Origin of the sequence: Micromonospora sp. NPDC048905 (assembly GCF_040649655.1) — a bacterium.
In the GTDB taxonomy this organism is placed as follows: Bacteria; Actinomycetota; Actinomycetes; order Mycobacteriales; family Micromonosporaceae; genus Micromonospora.
In genome coordinates, this window is sequence record NZ_JBEZFV010000006.1 from 24,452 (window position 1) to 40,763 (window position 16,312).

At 71.9% G+C, this 16,312-nt stretch carries 20 protein-coding genes; 15 read left to right on the plus strand and 5 right to left on the minus strand.

All coding sequences use genetic code 11. The annotated features are described in order from the left end of the window. Positions 1-49: 49 nt before the first annotated feature. The 5 genes from AB0C01_RS17035 to AB0C01_RS17055 all read left to right on the plus strand — a co-directional run bounded on the left by AB0C01_RS17035 (position 50) and on the right by AB0C01_RS17055 (position 4,117). On the plus strand, positions 50-385 hold the full coding sequence (locus AB0C01_RS17035) for a rhodanese-like domain-containing protein (RefSeq protein ID WP_357242780.1): 336 nt from the start codon (positions 50-52) through the stop codon (positions 383-385). 10 nt (positions 386-395) lie between these two features. Further along, complete coding sequence (locus AB0C01_RS17040; RefSeq protein WP_357242783.1) at positions 396-1,184, plus strand: glycerophosphodiester phosphodiesterase family protein; 789 nt, start codon at positions 396-398, stop codon at positions 1,182-1,184. Positions 1,185-1,229: 45 nt separating this feature from the next. After that, positions 1,230-2,684, plus strand: coding sequence for a PAS domain-containing sensor histidine kinase (locus AB0C01_RS17045; protein ID WP_357571569.1), 1,455 nt, complete (start codon positions 1,230-1,232; stop codon positions 2,682-2,684). A gap of 69 nt (positions 2,685-2,753) precedes the next feature. Beyond that, the gene (locus AB0C01_RS17050; protein WP_357571739.1) at positions 2,754-3,170 is read left to right on the plus strand and encodes an ATP-binding protein; all 417 of its coding nucleotides are present in this window, start codon (positions 2,754-2,756) and stop codon (positions 3,168-3,170) included. Positions 3,171-3,229: 59 nt separating this feature from the next. Then, positions 3,230-4,117, plus strand: a complete 888-nt coding sequence (locus tag AB0C01_RS17055) for a DUF5926 family protein (RefSeq protein WP_357242789.1) — start codon at positions 3,230-3,232, stop codon at positions 4,115-4,117. A 40-nt stretch (positions 4,118-4,157) separates the two neighbouring features. On the opposite strand, the gene AB0C01_RS17060 is transcribed toward AB0C01_RS17055, so the two are convergent. Then, positions 4,158-5,363: an arginine deiminase gene (locus AB0C01_RS17060; protein WP_357242792.1), complete on the minus strand. Its 1,206-nt coding sequence runs from the start codon at positions 5,361-5,363 to the stop codon at positions 4,158-4,160. A 163-nt stretch (positions 5,364-5,526) separates the two neighbouring features. On the opposite strand from AB0C01_RS17060, the gene AB0C01_RS17065 reads away from it, so the two are divergent. The 5 genes from AB0C01_RS17065 (at position 5,527) to pheA (ending at position 9,026) form a co-directional block, all read left to right on the plus strand. Continuing rightward, entirely contained in the window at positions 5,527-6,264 is a 738-nt protein-coding gene (locus tag AB0C01_RS17065; RefSeq protein ID WP_357242795.1) for a hypothetical protein, read from the plus strand. A 168-nt stretch (positions 6,265-6,432) separates the two neighbouring features. Further along, positions 6,433-6,891: a hypothetical protein gene (locus tag AB0C01_RS17070; RefSeq protein ID WP_357242797.1), complete on the plus strand. Its 459-nt coding sequence runs from the start codon at positions 6,433-6,435 to the stop codon at positions 6,889-6,891. 66 nt (positions 6,892-6,957) lie between these two features. Next, positions 6,958-7,347, plus strand: coding sequence for an ACT domain-containing protein (locus AB0C01_RS17075; protein ID WP_357242800.1), 390 nt, complete (start codon positions 6,958-6,960; stop codon positions 7,345-7,347). A gap of 220 nt (positions 7,348-7,567) precedes the next feature. Beyond that, a complete protein-coding gene (locus tag AB0C01_RS17080; RefSeq protein ID WP_357571740.1) occupies positions 7,568-8,059 on the plus strand; it encodes a hypothetical protein in 492 nt (163 codons plus the stop codon). 10 nt (positions 8,060-8,069) lie between these two features. Beyond that, entirely contained in the window at positions 8,070-9,026 is a 957-nt protein-coding gene (gene pheA, locus AB0C01_RS17085) for a prephenate dehydratase (RefSeq protein WP_357242803.1), read from the plus strand. Between the two features lie 62 nt (positions 9,027-9,088). Here the strand turns inward: pheA and AB0C01_RS17090 are convergent, their stop codons facing one another. The 3 genes from AB0C01_RS17090 to AB0C01_RS17100 form a co-directional block, all read right to left on the minus strand. Beyond that, positions 9,089-9,811: an AIM24 family protein gene (locus AB0C01_RS17090; protein WP_357242806.1), complete on the minus strand. Its 723-nt coding sequence runs from the start codon at positions 9,809-9,811 to the stop codon at positions 9,089-9,091. A gap of 104 nt (positions 9,812-9,915) precedes the next feature. Continuing rightward, on the minus strand, positions 9,916-10,263 hold the full coding sequence (locus AB0C01_RS17095; protein WP_357244045.1) for a metallopeptidase family protein: 348 nt from the start codon (positions 10,261-10,263) through the stop codon (positions 9,916-9,918). Between the two features lie 168 nt (positions 10,264-10,431). Next, positions 10,432-10,863: an OsmC family protein gene (locus AB0C01_RS17100; protein WP_110564777.1), complete on the minus strand. Its 432-nt coding sequence runs from the start codon at positions 10,861-10,863 to the stop codon at positions 10,432-10,434. Between the two features lie 130 nt (positions 10,864-10,993). Between AB0C01_RS17100 and AB0C01_RS17105 the strand changes: the two genes are divergently transcribed. From AB0C01_RS17105 to AB0C01_RS17115, 3 genes are all read left to right on the plus strand, one after another. Then, complete coding sequence (locus tag AB0C01_RS17105) at positions 10,994-11,734, plus strand: hypothetical protein (RefSeq protein WP_357242810.1); 741 nt, start codon at positions 10,994-10,996, stop codon at positions 11,732-11,734. Positions 11,735-11,899: 165 nt separating this feature from the next. After that, positions 11,900-12,721, plus strand: coding sequence for an HAD family hydrolase (locus tag AB0C01_RS17110; RefSeq protein WP_357242813.1), 822 nt, complete (start codon positions 11,900-11,902; stop codon positions 12,719-12,721). Further along, positions 12,721-13,533 (plus strand): HAD family hydrolase, encoded by an 813-nt coding sequence (locus AB0C01_RS17115; protein WP_210787440.1) that lies wholly within the window; start codon positions 12,721-12,723, stop codon positions 13,531-13,533. The genes AB0C01_RS17110 and AB0C01_RS17115 overlap by 1 nt, the downstream gene beginning before the upstream one ends. Positions 13,534-13,538: 5 nt before the next feature. On the opposite strand, the gene AB0C01_RS17120 is transcribed toward AB0C01_RS17115, so the two are convergent. Then, positions 13,539-14,141, minus strand: coding sequence for a bacterial proteasome activator family protein (locus AB0C01_RS17120; protein WP_357242817.1), 603 nt, complete (start codon positions 14,139-14,141; stop codon positions 13,539-13,541). Positions 14,142-14,224: 83 nt separating this feature from the next. Between AB0C01_RS17120 and AB0C01_RS17125 the strand changes: the two genes are divergently transcribed. Further along, a complete protein-coding gene (locus tag AB0C01_RS17125; RefSeq protein WP_357571570.1) occupies positions 14,225-15,022 on the plus strand; it encodes an alpha/beta hydrolase in 798 nt (265 codons plus the stop codon). Between the two features lie 79 nt (positions 15,023-15,101). Next, on the plus strand, positions 15,102-16,289 hold the full coding sequence (locus AB0C01_RS17130; protein ID WP_357242823.1) for an ABC transporter substrate-binding protein: 1,188 nt from the start codon (positions 15,102-15,104) through the stop codon (positions 16,287-16,289). Positions 16,290-16,312: the final 23 nt, after the last annotated feature.

A 16,312-nucleotide genomic window follows, 5' to 3' on the forward strand; every position in this document is an offset into this window, starting at 1 on the left:
CGGCCAGGTCGGTGCGGAACCGGTCGACGAGGATCTAGTGTTGCTTCCTGTGTTCGGACCCCAGGTTCCCACCGTGCCCGTGACCGAGATCGCCGACGACACCTACCTGCTGGACGTGCGGGAGGCCGACGAATGGGCGGCCGGCCATGCGCCCACCGCCCACCACCTGCCGATGATGGAGCTGCCGGCCCGACTGGCCGAGGTGCCCACCGACCGGGAGGTGGCGGTCATCTGCCGCTCCGGGGGGCGTTCCGCCCAGGTCGTCGCCTACCTGGCCAACAACGGCTGGGAGCAGGTGCGCAACGCCGACGGCGGAATGCGCCAGTGGGCTGCCGTCGGCCGCCCGGTGGTCGACGCGAACGGGCAGCCCGGCCAGGTCATCTGAGGCGGCCGCGATGGGTGGTCCACTTGTCTTCGCGCACCGCGGCGCCTCGTACGACCTGCCCGAGCACACCCTCGCCGCGTACCTGCGGGCTCTCGACGAGGGTGCCGACGGCCTGGAGTGCGACGTCCGGCTGACCCGGGACGGGCACCTGGTCTGCGTGCACGACCGACGGCTCGACCGCACCAGCAACGGTCGCGGTCTGGTCAGCGCGCGTACCCTCGCCGAACTGGAGGCGCTGGACTTCGGCTCGTGGCATCCGGGCAGCGCGCCGGACGGGGACGTACCGTCGGACGACTCGCACACCCGGCTGCTGACCCTGACCCGGCTGCTGGACGCGGTGCTCGCCGCCGGGCGGCCGGTCCGGTTGCTGGTGGAGACGAAGCACCCGTCCCGCTACGGCTCGAACGTGGAACGGCGACTGATCACCCTGCTGCGCCGGTACGGACTGGCCGACCCGGCACCGGACGACCCGGTGCAGGTCACCGTCATGTCGTTCTCCCCGCTGGCGGTCCGCCGGGTGCACGAACTCGCTCCGAAGCTGCCCACCGTGCTGCTGCTCGAGGTGTTGCCCCGCTGGCCGCGGTTGGGTCGGCTGCCGTTCGGCACCCGGATCGCGGGGCCGGGCATCGGCCTGGTCCGGGCCCGCCCGCAGCTGCTGCCGGCACTGCGCACGGCCGGCAACCAGGTGTACGTCTGGACGGTCAACGAGCCGACCGACCTCGAGTTGGTGCTGGCGGCCGGCGCGGACGGGATCATCACCGACCGGCCGGGGTACGCCCTCGCCCGGCTGAACCGCTGACCTGGCAGAGGTGCCAAATCCCGGTCGGCGGGGCAGACTCGGCACATGCCGGAGCGTATCGATTTCCCCGCTCTCCTCACCGGTCACACAGTCATCATCGAGATGATCAACTCCGGGGAGGCGGGCCTTCCGGTCCTCACCCAACTGCTCCGGGTGGCCCAGCCGGCCCTCGGTGCGACCGGGATGGCCTTCGTCGAGTTCGGTCCGACAGGTGGGCGGGTGATCGCCGCGACCGGCGCGGCGGCCTGGGCGCTCGGCCGTCCGCTGGCGGTCGACGACCCGGACACGGTCTGCCTGCTCAACGGGCCACGGATACGCAACGTGCTGGTGGACCACCTCAACGGCAAGTTGGCCGGGGAACTGGCCGGCAGTGACCTGCGCTGGATGGTGGTCTCGCGGGCCGAGATCGGCGGCCACACCGTCGGCAGCCTGCACGCGCTCTACCTCGGCGACGACGAGCCGGACGCCGAGCGGCAGGGGGTGGTCGCCTACCTCGCGTCCTGCGTCGCCCACATGTACGGCGACCAGAGCGGCCTGCCGGTGCACGGTGACGGGCCGGTGGTGGCGGCCCTCGCCGACGGGCTGGCCGTGGTCGACCGAGACGGGCACGTCCGACTCTGGAACCCGGCCGCCGCCCAGGTCACCGGGCGTCCGGTCGAGCAGGCGCTGAGCCGTCCACTGCCGTTTCCGCTGCCGCCCTCCGGTCAGGTCCGGGACCACCGGATGCCGGACGGCCGCTGGCTGCGGATCACCTCCGGCGAGTTGCCCGGTCCCGGCGCGCTGCGGGTGGTCACCTTCCGCGACATCACCGACCAGCAGCGCCGCGACCATGACCGGGAGCTGTTCGTCGCGGTGACCAGCCACGAACTCCGTACGCCGGTCACCGTGATCAAGGGGTACGCGGACACCCTCACCGACCACTGGGACTCGCTGACCGAGGTCGACCGGCGGCAGGCGGCCCGGGTGATCGGGCAACGCGCCAACGAGCTGGCCCGGTTGGTCGACCGTCTCCTCAGCTCGGCGGCCGAGGCCGGGCCGGGTGACGATCCGCCCACCCCGTTCGACCTCGGCGAAGCACTGCGCTCCGCCGTCCTCGACCTGCCGACGGACCTGCGTCGCCGGTTGGTGCTCCGCCTCCCGGCCGACCTGCCCAAGGCGCTCGGCCACCGACCCAGCCTGGCCACCGTGCTGACCGAGCTGACGACCAACGCCGGCAAGTACTCCCCACCGGAGTCGCCGATCGAGATCGCCGCCGCGGTGGACGGTCAACTGGTGGCGTTCCGGGTCAGTGACCGGGGCATCGGCATCCGACCGGAGCATGTGGAACGGGCGTTCGACAGGTTCTGGCAGGGCGAGTCCGGCGACCGGCGCGGCTACCCGGGGGCCGGGCTCGGCCTCTATCTCGTCCGCCGGATCGTTGAACAACAGAATGGATGGGTATCCCTACGTCCGAGGACCGACGGCGGTACGGTCGCAGAGGTGCGGCTACCGCGCGGTTGACCCAGGTGGCGCGACGTGGAGGCGACGGTGGCAGCGGCAGCGGCAGCGGCGAGGGATCAGGCGTGGTGCGTGGTGGTTCCCCACCACCCGGCCGGGGCACGGCTGGCCCGGCACCGGCTGGCCGGTGAGCTGGCGGGCGTCGTACCCCCGATGCTCCTCGCGGACCTGATCGCGGTGCTCGCGGAACTGGTGGGCAACGCGGTGCGGCACGCCAGGCCACTGCCCGGCGGAGTGGTCCGCGTGGCCTGGCGGATGCGGCCCTCGACCCAGGGTCCACTGATCCAGCTCGGAGTCACCGACGGCGGCGCGAGCACCGCGCCACGGATCCGGACGGCCAGCGCGGACGCGGCGGACGGCCGGGGGCTGCACATCGTGGCCGGTCTGGCCACCCGCTGGGGTGTCGAGCAGGACGGCATGGGCCAGCGCGTCTGGGCGGAGTTCGCGCCGGCGCCGGCACCCCGATCCGACCTGGTGCCGGCGGGCTGAGCCGGGCTCGGGCGGGTCCGGCCCACGGTGGGCCGGCCGGGGCTCTAGGCTGTGACGCCGTGAGCAAGCGTCGAAAGAGCCAGCGCACCACCACCGACACCGCCCCCCGCCGCGACAAGGTACGCGACGTCTTCGTGCCGCGTCCGTTCGACGGTCTGGTCGACGAGGCCGAATGGATCGCGCTGCGCGAGTTGGTGCCCGCCGCCTCCGCGCCGCTGCGGCTGGCACCCGCCCTGGTCGAGGAGTTCGGCGACCGGTCGGCGACGCTCGCCACGGTGCTGCCGATGGCCGCTCCGGCGATCACCAAGCCGGACGGTCGGGTGCTCATCGGCCTCCAACGCCACCAGCAGTCCGGTGACGTCTCCCGGGACCTGGCCGAGGCACTGCTCTGCGCGCTGCGGACCGAACCGGGCGGCCAGGTGGCCGTGCCGCCGCTGCCCGGCCCCGGACCCCGTCTGCAGGACATCCTCGTGGACGGGCCACTGGACATCACCATGCACGAGGGCTTCGAGTTCTGGCTCGACCCCGGCGCCGCCGACGACCCGACCGTCCAGGCGTCACTGGAACGGGCGAACGCGGCCATCTACCCGACGGTGCGGCTGACCGCGGCGAAGGCCGCGTACTGGTGTCAGGTCCCGGAGAAGGCACACGTGCGTTGGGTGCTGCCGGACGACGAGGATGCCGCCCTGGACGCTCTGGCCCGCCTCGGTGCGGCCGGCTCGTTGACGCTCGGCGAGCAGACCAAGTTCGCCGGCATGTTCCGCGCGCACGGTCGGCTGGTGCCGGTCTGGGACCTGCCGGAGGCCACTCCGGCGGCCGACTGGGAGGAGCCGGTGGCGCAGTTCGCCAAGCGGTACGCCGAGGCGCTGACCGCCACCGACCCGCTCGACGCCGCCGGCCGGCGCTCCCGCCAGGGTCTGCTCGGCCGGCAGCTCACCCTGCGCTGAGCCGCGTTGGGGCGCCTTCTCCCGGAGACGGCGCCCGAACTCACAACGGGTCGCGGGTGATCGGGCAGGACATGCAGCGCGGCCCGCCCCGGCCGGAGCCCAACTCGGAGCCGGCGATCGGGATCACCTCGATGCCGGCGCGCTCCAACTGGGCGTTGGTCTCGGTGTTGCGCTCGTAACCGACGCAGAGCCGGGGCGCCAACGCGAGGGTGTTGTTGCCGTCGTCCCACTGTTCGCGTTCCGCGGTCACCGGGTCCAGCCCGGTGTCGATGACCCGCAGCAGGTCGAGGTCCATCGCGTCGGCGGCCGCCCGCAGGAACGGCGCGGGACCGTCCACCCGCGGGTCCTCGCCGTCCGCGCCGGCGATCACCGTGTACGCGGACAGCGTGCTCGCGATGTTGGGATACATCAGTACGGCGTCCACGTCGACCATCGTGCAGACCGTGTCGAGGTGCATGGTGGCGCGCTTCTGGGCGATCGGCACCACCAGCATGGTGTGCGCCAGGCCGGCGGCGAAGACCTGCCGGCCGAGTCGTTCGGCACCGGCCGGTGTGGTCCGCTCACCCACCCCGACCGCCAGCACTCCGGGCGCGAGCAGCAGCACGTCCCCGCCCTCCAGGTGCTCCAGGTTCGGGCGGTAGACGAACTCGGTGCCGGCGAAACGTGGGTGGTGACGGTAGATGGCGTCGGTCAGGGTGGTCTCGCGGCTGCGGGCCGGCATGGCCAGGCTGGTGACACCGACCCGGTCGCCGATCCACAGCGACGAGTCGCGGGTGAACAACAGGTTGGGCAACGGGTCGATGACGAAGTCGTGCCGGTCCATCAGTGTGTAGACCAGCCCGCCCGGCCGCTCCGAGCTGATCCGCAGCTCCTCGTGGGCCAGCCCGGCGGTCAGCACGTCGGCCAGGGCGGCCGGGTCGAGGTAGGCGAGGTGGTCGGCGACGCGGGCCCGCAGGGTGTCGCCGAGCCGCCGGGAGCGCAGCACCTGTTCGGTGAGCTCGGCCCGGGCGTCCGCGACGGCAAGCGTCTCGGTCAGCAGGGTGGCCAGGTAGAGCACCTCGACTCCACGGTCGCGCAGGGCGGCGGCGAACGCGTCGTGCTCCTCCTGGGCTCGTCCGACCCAGGGGATCGCGTCGAACAGGAGCGAGTCGTTGTTGCGTGGGGTGAGCCGGGCCAGTTCGGGGCCGGGCCGGTGCAGCAGTACGGTGCCGAGCCGGCCGACTTCACTGTCGACGTAGTGGGTCACTCCCGCAGCGTAGGGCAGGGTTTGGCGGCATCCGAGAAAAGAACTGTGGATGAATATGGCATTCATCCGTAGTCACTCCGGCGCTCCGGCTTGCCGAACACCGGTAGTGGCAACGTAGGGTAGTGAGGACATAACTTCGAGGGACCTTTTGCCGGAGGTCGCGATGACTGTCTTTCCCGCACGACGAGCCGTACCGTCCGCTCGGGCACTGCCGCCCGTCGCGGTGCCACACCCCCGCGTCGAGTCGCCCGGGGTTCTCGAACCGGTCCGTCCGACACCGCTCGAATGGGCGCGCCGCCGTCGTGCCGAGCGGGGTGCGCGCCGCCTGGAGGCGGCCGGAGCGCGGGCACTGGGTCAACTCGACCACCTCGGGCCGGCCTGGCACGTCATCGAGTGGCCGCGCACCGACGTCACCGACGTCCTCGACCGCGGTCAGGACGAGCGCGCCGGGTTCCTCGCCATCGGGCCGAGCGGCCTGTTCGCCGTGACCATCGCCGACCACGGCCGGGCCAGGGTGCTCGTCGCCGGGGACGTCGTGCAGATCAACGGCAAGCGTCCGCCGTACGTGGCGGAGTCCCGGCGGGACGCCAAGCGGGCCAGTAAGGCCCTCTCCGACGCGGTGGGGCTACCCGTCCCGGTCACGCCGGTGCTGACCTTCGTCGGCTCCGGCGTGATCAGTGTCTACGGCCTTCCGAAGGACTGTCTGATGGCCACCCACCGAGAGCTGGACCGGCTCCTCGTGGCCGGTGGCAGCCGGATCAGCCCGGCCACCGCCGAAAAGCTTTCCCGGGTCGCACAGCACCCCGGCACCTGGCTGAACGGCACGTACCGTCCACCAGCCGACTACCGGTGGTACGACGAGGGCCGAACGGCCGCTGACAAGCCGGCCCGCCGCCGGTAACGTCACCGACGACGCCACGCGGCTCCGGCCCCCCTTCGACCTCACCGGTTTCCGCGCCGTCACCGACCGCCCCGGTTCACGCTGCGCGGCTCGGTGACCCGGTGCGCTCGGTGATTCCGTCGGCGACCCGCTAGCGTGGACAGTCGATCGGTGCACATAGGAGGCGCGGTGGCCCACGTCGAACTTTCGCTCTCAGAAGCGTTCGTGCCGGCGGCGCGGGCCTTGACAGAGCCGGAGTCCGGCAACGTCGGCCAGTGGTCCTCGACGGTCTCCCGGGCCGACGAGCCGTGCCTGCTGATCGACGCCAACACCCTGGTGGTGGCGATCTCCACCGCCGGCTGCGAGCTGCTCTGCCTGGGCGAGCCGGGGGGCCTGATCGGGCGACCGCTGCTCGACGGCGGGCTACGCCTTCTCGACTTCACCGCCAACCGGGGCGAGCTGACCGAGGCCGAGATCGACAAGATCCCGCCCCTGCTGGCGCTCTCCTCCGGTCGACTCGCCCGCGGATTGCTCCGGGTGCAGGCCGCCTCGGCGAACAGCTCCGACGCGACAGTCGACGCGATCTCCACCCCGGTGCTCACCGACGGTGCCGTGGCCGGCTCGCTCACCTTCTTCTCCGAGGTCTGACCAGCGACAAAGCCGCACACGGCGTTGCTGGCTCAGCCGTGCGCGAGGAGGCCGTAAGGTGCCCTCATGCTCGATATCGCCGTGCTGCCAGGGGAATACGCTGTGTGCCGGCTGACCGCCGGCACCGCCCTGCCGTACGCGTTGTCGAGCGGGCTGAGCGGCACCGACGTGGTGACGGTGAGCTGGACCTCCGACGGGATCTCGGTGATCTGCCCAGCAGATCGGGTGCCGGCGCAAGCCGTGGTGGAAACCGTCTGGCGCTGCCTACGGGTCACCGCCCCGGTGCAGTTGGCAAGCACCGGCAGCCTGGCCGCGCTCGTCGACCCGCTCGCCGAGGCACGGGTCAGCGTGCTCACCTTCTCCACCTTCGACACCGACTATCTGCTGGTGCCGACCGTCCGGCTGACCGAGGGCACGGCCGCCCTCCAGCGCGCCGGGCACCGCGTCACCGGCTGACCTTCACCCGATCAGTCGCTGACCCTACGATGAGGCTCGGCCACCCCGGCCGCGACGAATTCTCCGATGTCCCGAGGATCGGCCCGTGCCGTTCGCCCCGCCCCGCCCCTCGTCCCCCCCACCACGGGCGACGCCCCACCTCCCACCGGCGCCTCGCGACCGGGCGTCCGTTCACGCCCCCGCGCGGCCCACGGTCCAGGTCCGACCGGTCGCGCTCGCGGTGCTCGCCGTCGCGGTGCTCGCCGGCTGTGGCGCCCCACCCGAGTTGTCCGAACCGACGGCCGCGCCCACCCGCACCGCAGCCCCGACGGCATCCGGCCCGAGCACCCCACCCACCACCCCGCCGGCCAGCGCGCCGCCACCCGGCGTGGCCACGCCCACCCCGGACGCCGGTCTGGTCGCGACGGCCTGCCGGAACGGCCCGACCGGTCAGCGGGTGGTGCAACTGCTGCGGGGCCGGGCCGGAGTGCTCCCGGCCAACGTCCGGGTCCAGGTCCGTACCGGGCCGCTCTGCGCCGGCGAGTGGCAGTACACCGTCCTGGAGGTGACCGGGCACGAGGAACTCCAGGTGGTCACCCGCGGCCAGGCCACCGCGCCGACCCTCGTCACCGCCGGCACCGACGTCTGCACCATCGAGGTACGCGCCACCGGCCCGGCCGGAATCCGAGCGCTCGCCTGCGACGCCGGTCCAGCCGTGCGGCCGAGTGCGTAGGCTGACCGACATGCCGGGAACACCGCCGACACGCTTCGTCTACCTCGGGCCGGAGGGCACCTTCGCCGAGCAGGCCCTGCGCACACTTCCCGCCGCCGAGCGCGGCACCCGTACTCCTGCCCGCAGCGTCGGAGAGGCGCTGGACAGCGTCCGGACCGGCGACGCCGACGCGGCGCTGGTGCCGCTGGAAAACTCGATCGGCGGCGCGGTGGGCGTCACCCTGGACGAGATGGCCGAGGGCGAGCCGTTGGTGATCACCCGAGAGGTGATCCTGCCGGTGGAGTTCGTGCTCGGTGCGCGGCCCGACACTCCGCTGACCTCGATCCGCACCGTGGCGGCCCATCCGCAGGCCTCCACCCAGTGCCGGGGCTGGCTGCGCGATCATCTGCCGGACGCCGTGGTGGTCGACGTGCTCTCCAACGGTGCCGCCGCGGCGGGCGCCGGTGCCGGCGAGTACGACGCGGCCATCTGCGCGCCGATCGGGGCGGCCCGGCACCGGCTCGCGACACTCGCCGACAAGATCGCCGATCACCCGGACGCGGTGACCCGGTTCGCGCTGGTGTCCCGTCCCGGGCCACCCCCGCCGTCGACCGGCGACGACCTCACCTCGCTCGCGGTCTACATCGCCCACGACCGGGTCGGCGCGCTGCTGTCCGTGCTGATGGAGTTGGCCGTCCGGGGCATCAACCTGACCCGGATCGAGTCCCGCCCCACCGGGGAGGCGCTGGGCCGGTACGTCTTCTTCCTGGACTGCACCGGGCACGTGGCCGACGTACGACTGGGCGAGGCGTTGCAGGGGCTGCGCCGGGTCTGCGCGGACGTGCGCTTCCTGGGCTCGTACCCCCGGCACCGGTGGGCCGAGGCAGCGGGCGATCGGCCGGTGCCCGCGCCGGCGGGCCTCACCGACTTCGACTACGTCGACGCGGCGGCCTGGCTGGCCCGACTGCGCACGGGCGAGCTGACCTGACCGGTGCGGGCGTCCTCCACCTGGGGGGCCGCCCGCACCGAAGTGGTCAGCTCAGCAGGTGGTCAGCTCAGCAGACCACCGAGCAGGCCGCCCTCCTGCTGCTGCTGGCCGCTGCCCATGATCGGCGGCTCCTCGGACGGCTGCACCACCACGAAGCCCTGGCCGGCGAAGCTCATCGTGAACGACTCGCCGGTGCGTCGGCCCAGCAGCGTGCCGAGGCCCAACTGCTCGGCACGGTGGTAGCCGGTCTGGAGGCTTGCCGACCAGCAGACCGCTGCCTGCGGGTCGACGTACGTGGGGGCGTCCACGTTGAGCACGACCGGGGTGCCCTTGGTGGTGATGGCGATCCGTCCGTGGCCGCTGAACACACAGTTGAACAGCCCGGACGACGAGGCCATCCCGGCGCCGCCGACCATCCTGATGTCGTACTGGAGGGTCGAGTCGAAGGCGAGCACGCTGGAGCCGTTGATGGAGAGGGCGTCGCCCGGCTCCAGGTCGATGATGTGCACGTCCTTGGCGAGTTCGGCGAGGAAGACGTCACCGTGGCCGGAGACCTTCATCAGAGGGACGCCCTCGCCGGTGAGCTTCTGCTTGAGGAACTTGCCGAGCCCGCCCGAGCCCAGCGCCTGGAACTGCACATTGCCCTGGTAGGCGACCATCGACCCGACCCGGGCCATCGCCTCGCCGTTGAGTTCGATCTTCAACATCTTGGAGTTCTGCAGCCGCATGCCGGGCTGCGCGGACTCCTTCTCCAGGTTCTCGGCGGAGAACAGCTCACTGCGCATGAAAGGGTGCCTCCTGACAGGGTTGCGTTCGCTGCACCGAAGGTAGGCGACCAGGGCAACCACGGGCCATCGGCCAAGCGGCGACCGCGCCGCCGCCGGTGGGCTCAGCCCCAGCCGAGCGCGTGCAGCCGTTCGTCATCGATGCCGAAGTGGTGGGCGATCTCGTGCACGACGGTCACCGCGACCTCGTCGACGACGTCGTCGTCGTTGTCGCAGATCCGCAGGATCGGGCGCCGGTAGATGAAGATCCGGTCCGGCAACACCCCCGAGTAGTCCCAGCCGCGGCTGGTGAGGGCGTGGCCCTCGTAGAGGCCGAGCAGGTCCGCCTCGCCCTGCGGCGGGTCATCCTCGACGAGGATGACCACGTTGCTCATCAGGCCGAGCAGTTCCTCGGGCACCTCGTCGAGGGCGTCGCCAACCAGCTCCTCGAAGCGCTCACGGGTCATCTCCACCGGCACGCCACCCATTCTGCCCGATGCCGGACCCGGCGGGTCCCTCGTGACGTGCCGTTGGCCGGCTCCGCAGGCTCACGGAGAGAGCAGACCGCCCAGGGGGTGGGCGGATGCTCTGTCCGTGAACGAGCGGTCGTGGGTCGACCGGGCTGTTTGTGGGTCGACCGCTCAGGAGGCCAGGCGCGCGCTGAGGGTGATCTCGGCACCCGGCGAGAGCAGGCGGGAGATCGGGCAGTTGGCCTTGGCGGCCTCGGCGAGCTTCTGGAACTCCGCGTCGTCGATGCCCGGGACCTGGCCGACGGTCTCCAGGTCGATCCGGGTAACGGTCATGCCGGCGTCGGTCTTGTCCAGGTGGACCTTGGCGGTGGTCTCGACCGACGTGGCCGTCGAGCCGGCGTCGGCGAGCGCCTTCGAGAACGCCATCGAGAAGCAGCCGGCGTGCGCGGCGGCGATCAGCTCCTCGGGGTTGGTGCCCTCGCCCTCCTCGAAGCGCGACTTGAAGGAGTAGTTGCCGGACAGGCCGCCCTTACCGGTGCGGACGGTGCCGGCACCCTCGGTGAGATTGCCCTGCCATTGTGCTGAAGCGGTACGGATAGGCATGAGGAGAACGCTAGCGGAAAGGTGACCGCCGAGCGACCGACCGGCACGGACGCCTACCGTGCGATCCCGGTCACCACGGGCTGGCTGTGTCATGATGCGACCAGGTCCGTGACCGGCGGAAGGATGGCCGATGCCCGACGAGCTTCCGATCCCGCGGCAGGGCGACCGGTCCGACGGGCCGGCCGTGATCGAGTGGGGTGCCGTCGACCCGGCTCCACGACGCCGCTTCGGCCTGTCCCTGGGCGGCCTCGCGCAGGACCCTCGCCTGCCTCTGCTGCTCGCCGGTCTGGGCGCGGTGGCCGGGGTCGCCTCGCTTGTGGGCGAATGGCTGGTGATGAGCCTGCCGAACAGCGGACCGGACGGTGAGAGCACGATCGAGGTGCCGGTCGGCGTTTCCGAGGTCGGCGGCTTCGGCGTCGGCTACCTGGTCGGGCTCCTCGGTCTCCTCTGCACCGTGGCGCTGGCCCTGCGGGGCACGGCGGCCGTGCGGCCGAACGCCCGGCTCGCCGGCCTCACCCTCGCCGGTGCCCTGCTGGCGCTGCTGGTCGCCGCCGCGACCACCCTCGACAACCCCGCTCAGCGCAGTTTCTTCTACTCGCCGCAGGATGGATTCCGAGCCGAGTACGGCCGCGGTGTGGTGATGGCGATCGCCGCGTGCGTGCTGTTCGCGGTTGCCCTGCGGCTGTCGCCCGCCGCATCCCCTGGCGCGTTCGCCGGGCCACCGGACGAGGACCGGCCCGCCGACGCGCCAGCATCGCGACCCTGGCGCCGCCGCCGCAACCCCGACCCGGTCGAGTACGGCCCACCCGCCCCAGCCGACCTGACCGTCACCCCCGCCGCCCCCTTCGCCCATCCCGACGCCCAGCCCTGACCCCAGCCCTCAGCGGGGGGCGGGGGACGGTTGTTCGCGTTCGATTCGCCTGGAAGCCAGAGATGCGGCCCGTTCCGCGAGGTACGGTTGCTGCCCGCCACGACGCCAGGGTCTCCTCACCAGAAGGGGACGGCAGGCGCGACGGCGGTGGGCGAAGGAGGAACGATGACCCGCCCGGGACTGCCCAAGCTGATCGCGACCGACCTCGACGGGACACTGGTCCGCAGCGATGACACCGTCTCCGCGTACACCCATGGGGTGCTCGACCGGGTGCGGGCCGCCGGAATTCCGGTGGTCGGCGCGACCGGCCGCGGCCCTCGGCTGACCGAGCTGACCCGCAACGACATCCGGGCCGCCGACTTCCTGGTGATGGCCGGCGGCGGCCGGGTGGTCGACCAGAGCGACCCGGCCGGCCCCGTGGTGCTCCGCGACGAGCGGCTGCCCGCCGAGGTGCTGGCCCGGCTGCTCGCCGACCTGGAGGCCGAGGTCGGCCCGCTGACGGTGATGGTCGAGGCGTCCGACGAGCACGACGCCCCGCTGTGGGGCGACTATCACGAGAGCTGGCCCTACCAGGACCGGTTCGAGGCCCGCACTCGCGACGAGTGCCTCGCCTGCGACGTGATCAAGGCGTTCGCCCGCACCGCCGACCACCACGTGGACGAACTGCTGGCGGTGGCCCGGCGGATCATCCCGCCGCAGGTGGCCACGCTCACCCAGGCCGGGCTCGGCTTCATCGAGATCTGCCCGCCGGGCGTGGACAAGGCGACCGGGCTGACGGTGGTGGCACAGAGCCTCGGGGTGGACCCGGCCGACGTCCTGGTCTTCGGCGACATGCCCAACGACCTGCCGATGTTCGAGTGGGCCGGTTGGTCCCGGGTGGCGGTGGCCAACGCGCACCCCGCCCTGCGCGCCGCCGCCGACGAGGTGACCCTGCGCAATGACGACGACGGGGTGGCGGTGTATCTGGACCGGCTACTGTCCCGGTAATGGGAGACACACCCCGCCTCATCGCCACCGACATCGACGGCACGCTGATCCGCGACGACCACACCGTCAGCCCACGCACCGCCGACCTGCTCGCGCGGATCTCCGCGCGAGGCACGCCTGTCGTCCTGGTCACCGGCCGTCCGGTCCGCTGGCTCAAGATGGTGTACGACCAGCTCGCCCGACCGCTGCCGGCGGTCTGCGCCAACGGCGCGGTCGTCTACGACCCGTTCGAGGACGAGGTGGTGCGGGCTGACCCGCTCGCCCCGCACCACCTGGCGGAGGTGGCCCGCAGGCTACGGGCCGAGGTGCCCGGGATCAGCTTCGCCGTGGAGATCCTGGACAGCCGGGAGATGCGACACGAGGCGCACTACCCGCTGCGCTGGGACGCCGACGCCAACGGCATCCGGCCGATCGAGACGCCGGAGGAGTTGCTCTCGGTCCCAGCGGTGAAGCTCCTCGCCCGAGCCGGCGAGCAGGACCCGGATGCCTTCGCCGAGCTGATCGCCACGGCGGTGGCGGGGTTGGCCGAGGCCACCCACTCGTCGTCCTCCGGGCTGGTGGAGATCTCGGCGGCCGGGGTGACCAAGGCGGCAGGGCTGGCCTGGTACTGCGACCAGCTCGGGGTGGCCGCTGCGGACGTGCTGGCCTTCGGCGACATGCCCAACGACGTGCCGATGCTGACCTGGGCCGGGCGTGGTGTGGCGGTGGCCAACGCGCACCGCGCCGTCCTGGCGGTCGCCGACGACGTGACGACGGCGAACACCGAGGACGGCGTGGCGGCGTACCTGGAGAAGATCTTCGGGGTGGACTGAGCCGGTCAGAGGTACTGGCCGGTGTTGTGGCCCTCGCCGCCGCCCGGTTGGCCGATGCCCGACATCCCGGGGACGATTCCGCCGGGACCACTGGGCAGCGCCTGCCGGCCGCCGCGCATCTGCTCCAGTTGCACCCGGGCGGCCATCTGCTGGGCCACCAGGGCCGCCTGGATGCCGTGGAACAAGCCCTCCAGCCAACCGACGAGCTGGGCGTGCGCGATCCGCAACTCGCCCTCGCTGGGGGCCTTGTCCTCGGTGAAGGGCAGCGAGATGCGCTCCAACTCGTCGCGCAGCTCGGGGGCGAGGCCCTCCTTGAGCTCGACGATCGACCGCTCGTGGATCTCCCGCATCCGGTTGCGGCTCGCGTCGTCGAGAGGTGCGGCTTTCACCTCCTCCAGCAACTGCTTGATCATGCTGCCGATCCGCATCACCTTGGCCGGCTGTTCGACCAGGCGGGTCGGGTCCTCACCCGGGCCCTCGTCGGTCTGCATCGTCCCGATCGGCCGGCCGTCCGGACCGACCACCACAACAGTGCCGGAGTGGCCGGAGTCGTCGGTGCCCGGCTCGTCGTCGTGTCCCGCTGAGCGCGCTTCGGTCATGGGGTCCATCTTTACCCAGCGGACGGGACCCATGGCATCCGGGACCGACTACCGGGCCCGAACCACCCGCGCGAGCGCGCTACCGTCGCGCCATGCCTGCCGACCCGCGCGCCGTGTTGACCCGGCCCGCACCGGAGCCCGACCGGACGGTGGCGTACGGCGACCACCCGGACCAGGTGGCCGACCTGCGGTTCCCGGCGCGAGCTGTCCCGGCGGGGCCGCTTGTCGTCGTCCTGCACGGCGGTTTCTGGCGGGACGAGTACGACCGGCGGCACACCGACCCGCTGGCTGCCGCACTCGCCGCGGCTGGCTTCCCGGTGGCACAGCTGGAGTACCGGCGGACGGGGCAGCCGGGAGGTGGTTGGCCGGGCACGTTCACCGACGTGCTGACCGGGGTGGCCGAGCTGCCCGTACTGGCCGCCGAGGCGTTGCCCGGCCGGGTCAGCGGGGACGCGCCGATTCTGGTCGGGCACTCCGCCGGCGGCCACCTGGCGCTGTACGTGGCGGCCACCGCCCCGGCGACGGTGGGTGGGGTGCTCGCCCTGGCGCCGGTGGCCGACCTGGTCGAGGCGTACCGGCGGGACCTGGACGCGGGCGCGGTGGCCGCGTTGCTCGGCGGCGGCCCGGCCGAGGTTCCGGACCGGTACGCGGTGACGGATCCACGATTGTTGGTACCCACCCGAACACGCACGGTAGTTCTGCACGGCTCCGAGGATCAGCAGGTCCCGGTGGAGATGAGCCGGGGATTTGTGGCGGCAGCAACCACCGCAGGATCCGATATCTCCCTTCTGGAACTGCTCGGATGCGAGCATTTCGGGCTGATCGACCCGGAGTCCGCCGCGTGGCCTCAGGTCCTTGATTCGTTGCGGTCCCTGCACGTTGATCACTAGCCATTGACGCAGCGTCGCGGACCAGGTAGAACGCCGGAGGGCGGAGTTCAGCCCTGCAACGCTCCTTGGAAGGAACTCGGTGTCACAGATGAATCGCAGGCGCGCGCTCCAACTGTTGGCCGCGCTCGGTACCACCGGGTTCGTCGCGGGGTGTGGCTCCGACACAGACGCCCAGCCGACCGTGAACCGCGGCCCGATCAAGATCGGGCTGATCACGCCCCAGGCCGGCGGCCTCAAGAGCATCGGCGATGACATCACCAACGGCTTCCAGCTCTTCCTCGACCTGCACGACAAGCGGCTGGGCGGCCACCCGGTGGAGCTGCTGACCGCCGACGAGGGCGACACCGCGAAGACCGGCAAGGCCGCCGTCGACGGGCTGCTCAAGCAGGGCGTGCTGGCGCTCACCGGCGTGGTCAACTCGGCGGTGATGGTCGGCATCCGCGACACCGTCGAGCAGGCCAAGGTCCCGCTGATCGGCTCCAACGCCTCGCCGAGCAGCCTGCAGAGCGTCTTCTACATCTGGCGGACGTCGTACGTGCTGGACGAGGCCGGCAAGGCGCTGGGCCGCTACCTGCGTGACCAACTGCCGACCAACGGCCGCGTCGCGATCATCATGCCGGAGAACGTCGGCAGCCCGGACGTGGTGCGTGGCTTCCGGCAGGAGTTCGGCCTCACCGACCCGCGCATCAGCGACCCGGTCACCTACACCAGCGCCAACCCCAACCCCGGCAAGACCACCTACACCGCCGACATCACCAGGGCGCTGACCAAGGAGCCCTCGGCGGTCTTCTGCAACTTCGCCGGCGCGGCCGCGGTGGAGTTCATCAAGCAGTTGCGGGAGAAGTTCCGCGGGCCGGTCTACGCGCCCGGCTTCCTCACCGAGGGCAACGTGCTGGAAAGCCTCAAGGACAACGCGCTGGGCATCCAGACCGCGCTGAACTACTCGGCCGACCTGAACAACACGTCGAACCGGGTCTTCGCCTCGGCGTACCGCAAGAAGTACCAGGTCACCCCCACCACGTACGCGATGGCGTCGTACGACGCGGCGCAGGTGCTCGACCAGGCGATCCAGTTGACCGGCGGCTCACCCAACCCGCAGCAGGTCAACCTGGCGCTCGGCCGGATCGGCCAGATCGACAGCCCGCGCGGCATCTGGCAGTTCAACCAGCCGCGAACCCCCCAGCAGAAGTGGTACCTGCGGGAGGTGCAGCGCGACGGCCAGGTCATGTCGAACGTGCTGATCAACGAGCTGGCGACGCTCGGCTGAACGCCCACCCGCGGCACGACTCG

What these genes read in the sequence shown, in the direction of transcription:
- AB0C01_RS17040 (WP_357242783.1), top strand. Translation starts at nt 396, where the DNA reads ATGGGTGGTCCACTTGTCTTCGCGCACCGCGGCGCCTCGTACGACCTG.
- AB0C01_RS17045 (WP_357571569.1), top strand. Translation starts at nt 1,230, where the DNA reads ATGCCGGAGCGTATCGATTTCCCCGCTCTCCTCACCGGTCACACAGTC.
- AB0C01_RS17065 (WP_357242795.1), top strand. Translation starts at nt 5,527, where the DNA reads ATGACTGTCTTTCCCGCACGACGAGCCGTACCGTCCGCTCGGGCACTG.
- AB0C01_RS17075 (WP_357242800.1), top strand. Translation starts at nt 6,958, where the DNA reads ATGCTCGATATCGCCGTGCTGCCAGGGGAATACGCTGTGTGCCGGCTG.
- pheA (WP_357242803.1), top strand. Translation starts at nt 8,070, where the DNA reads ATGCCGGGAACACCGCCGACACGCTTCGTCTACCTCGGGCCGGAGGGC.
- AB0C01_RS17090 (WP_357242806.1), bottom strand. Translation starts at nt 9,811, where the DNA reads ATGCGCAGTGAGCTGTTCTCCGCCGAGAACCTGGAGAAGGAGTCCGCG.
- AB0C01_RS17100 (WP_110564777.1), bottom strand. Translation starts at nt 10,863, where the DNA reads ATGCCTATCCGTACCGCTTCAGCACAATGGCAGGGCAATCTCACCGAG.
- AB0C01_RS17105 (WP_357242810.1), top strand. Translation starts at nt 10,994, where the DNA reads ATGCCCGACGAGCTTCCGATCCCGCGGCAGGGCGACCGGTCCGACGGG.
- AB0C01_RS17110 (WP_357242813.1), top strand. Translation starts at nt 11,900, where the DNA reads ATGACCCGCCCGGGACTGCCCAAGCTGATCGCGACCGACCTCGACGGG.
- AB0C01_RS17115 (WP_210787440.1), top strand. Translation starts at nt 12,721, where the DNA reads ATGGGAGACACACCCCGCCTCATCGCCACCGACATCGACGGCACGCTG.
- AB0C01_RS17120 (WP_357242817.1), bottom strand. Translation starts at nt 14,141, where the DNA reads ATGGACCCCATGACCGAAGCGCGCTCAGCGGGACACGACGACGAGCCG.
- AB0C01_RS17125 (WP_357571570.1), top strand. Translation starts at nt 14,225, where the DNA reads ATGCCTGCCGACCCGCGCGCCGTGTTGACCCGGCCCGCACCGGAGCCC.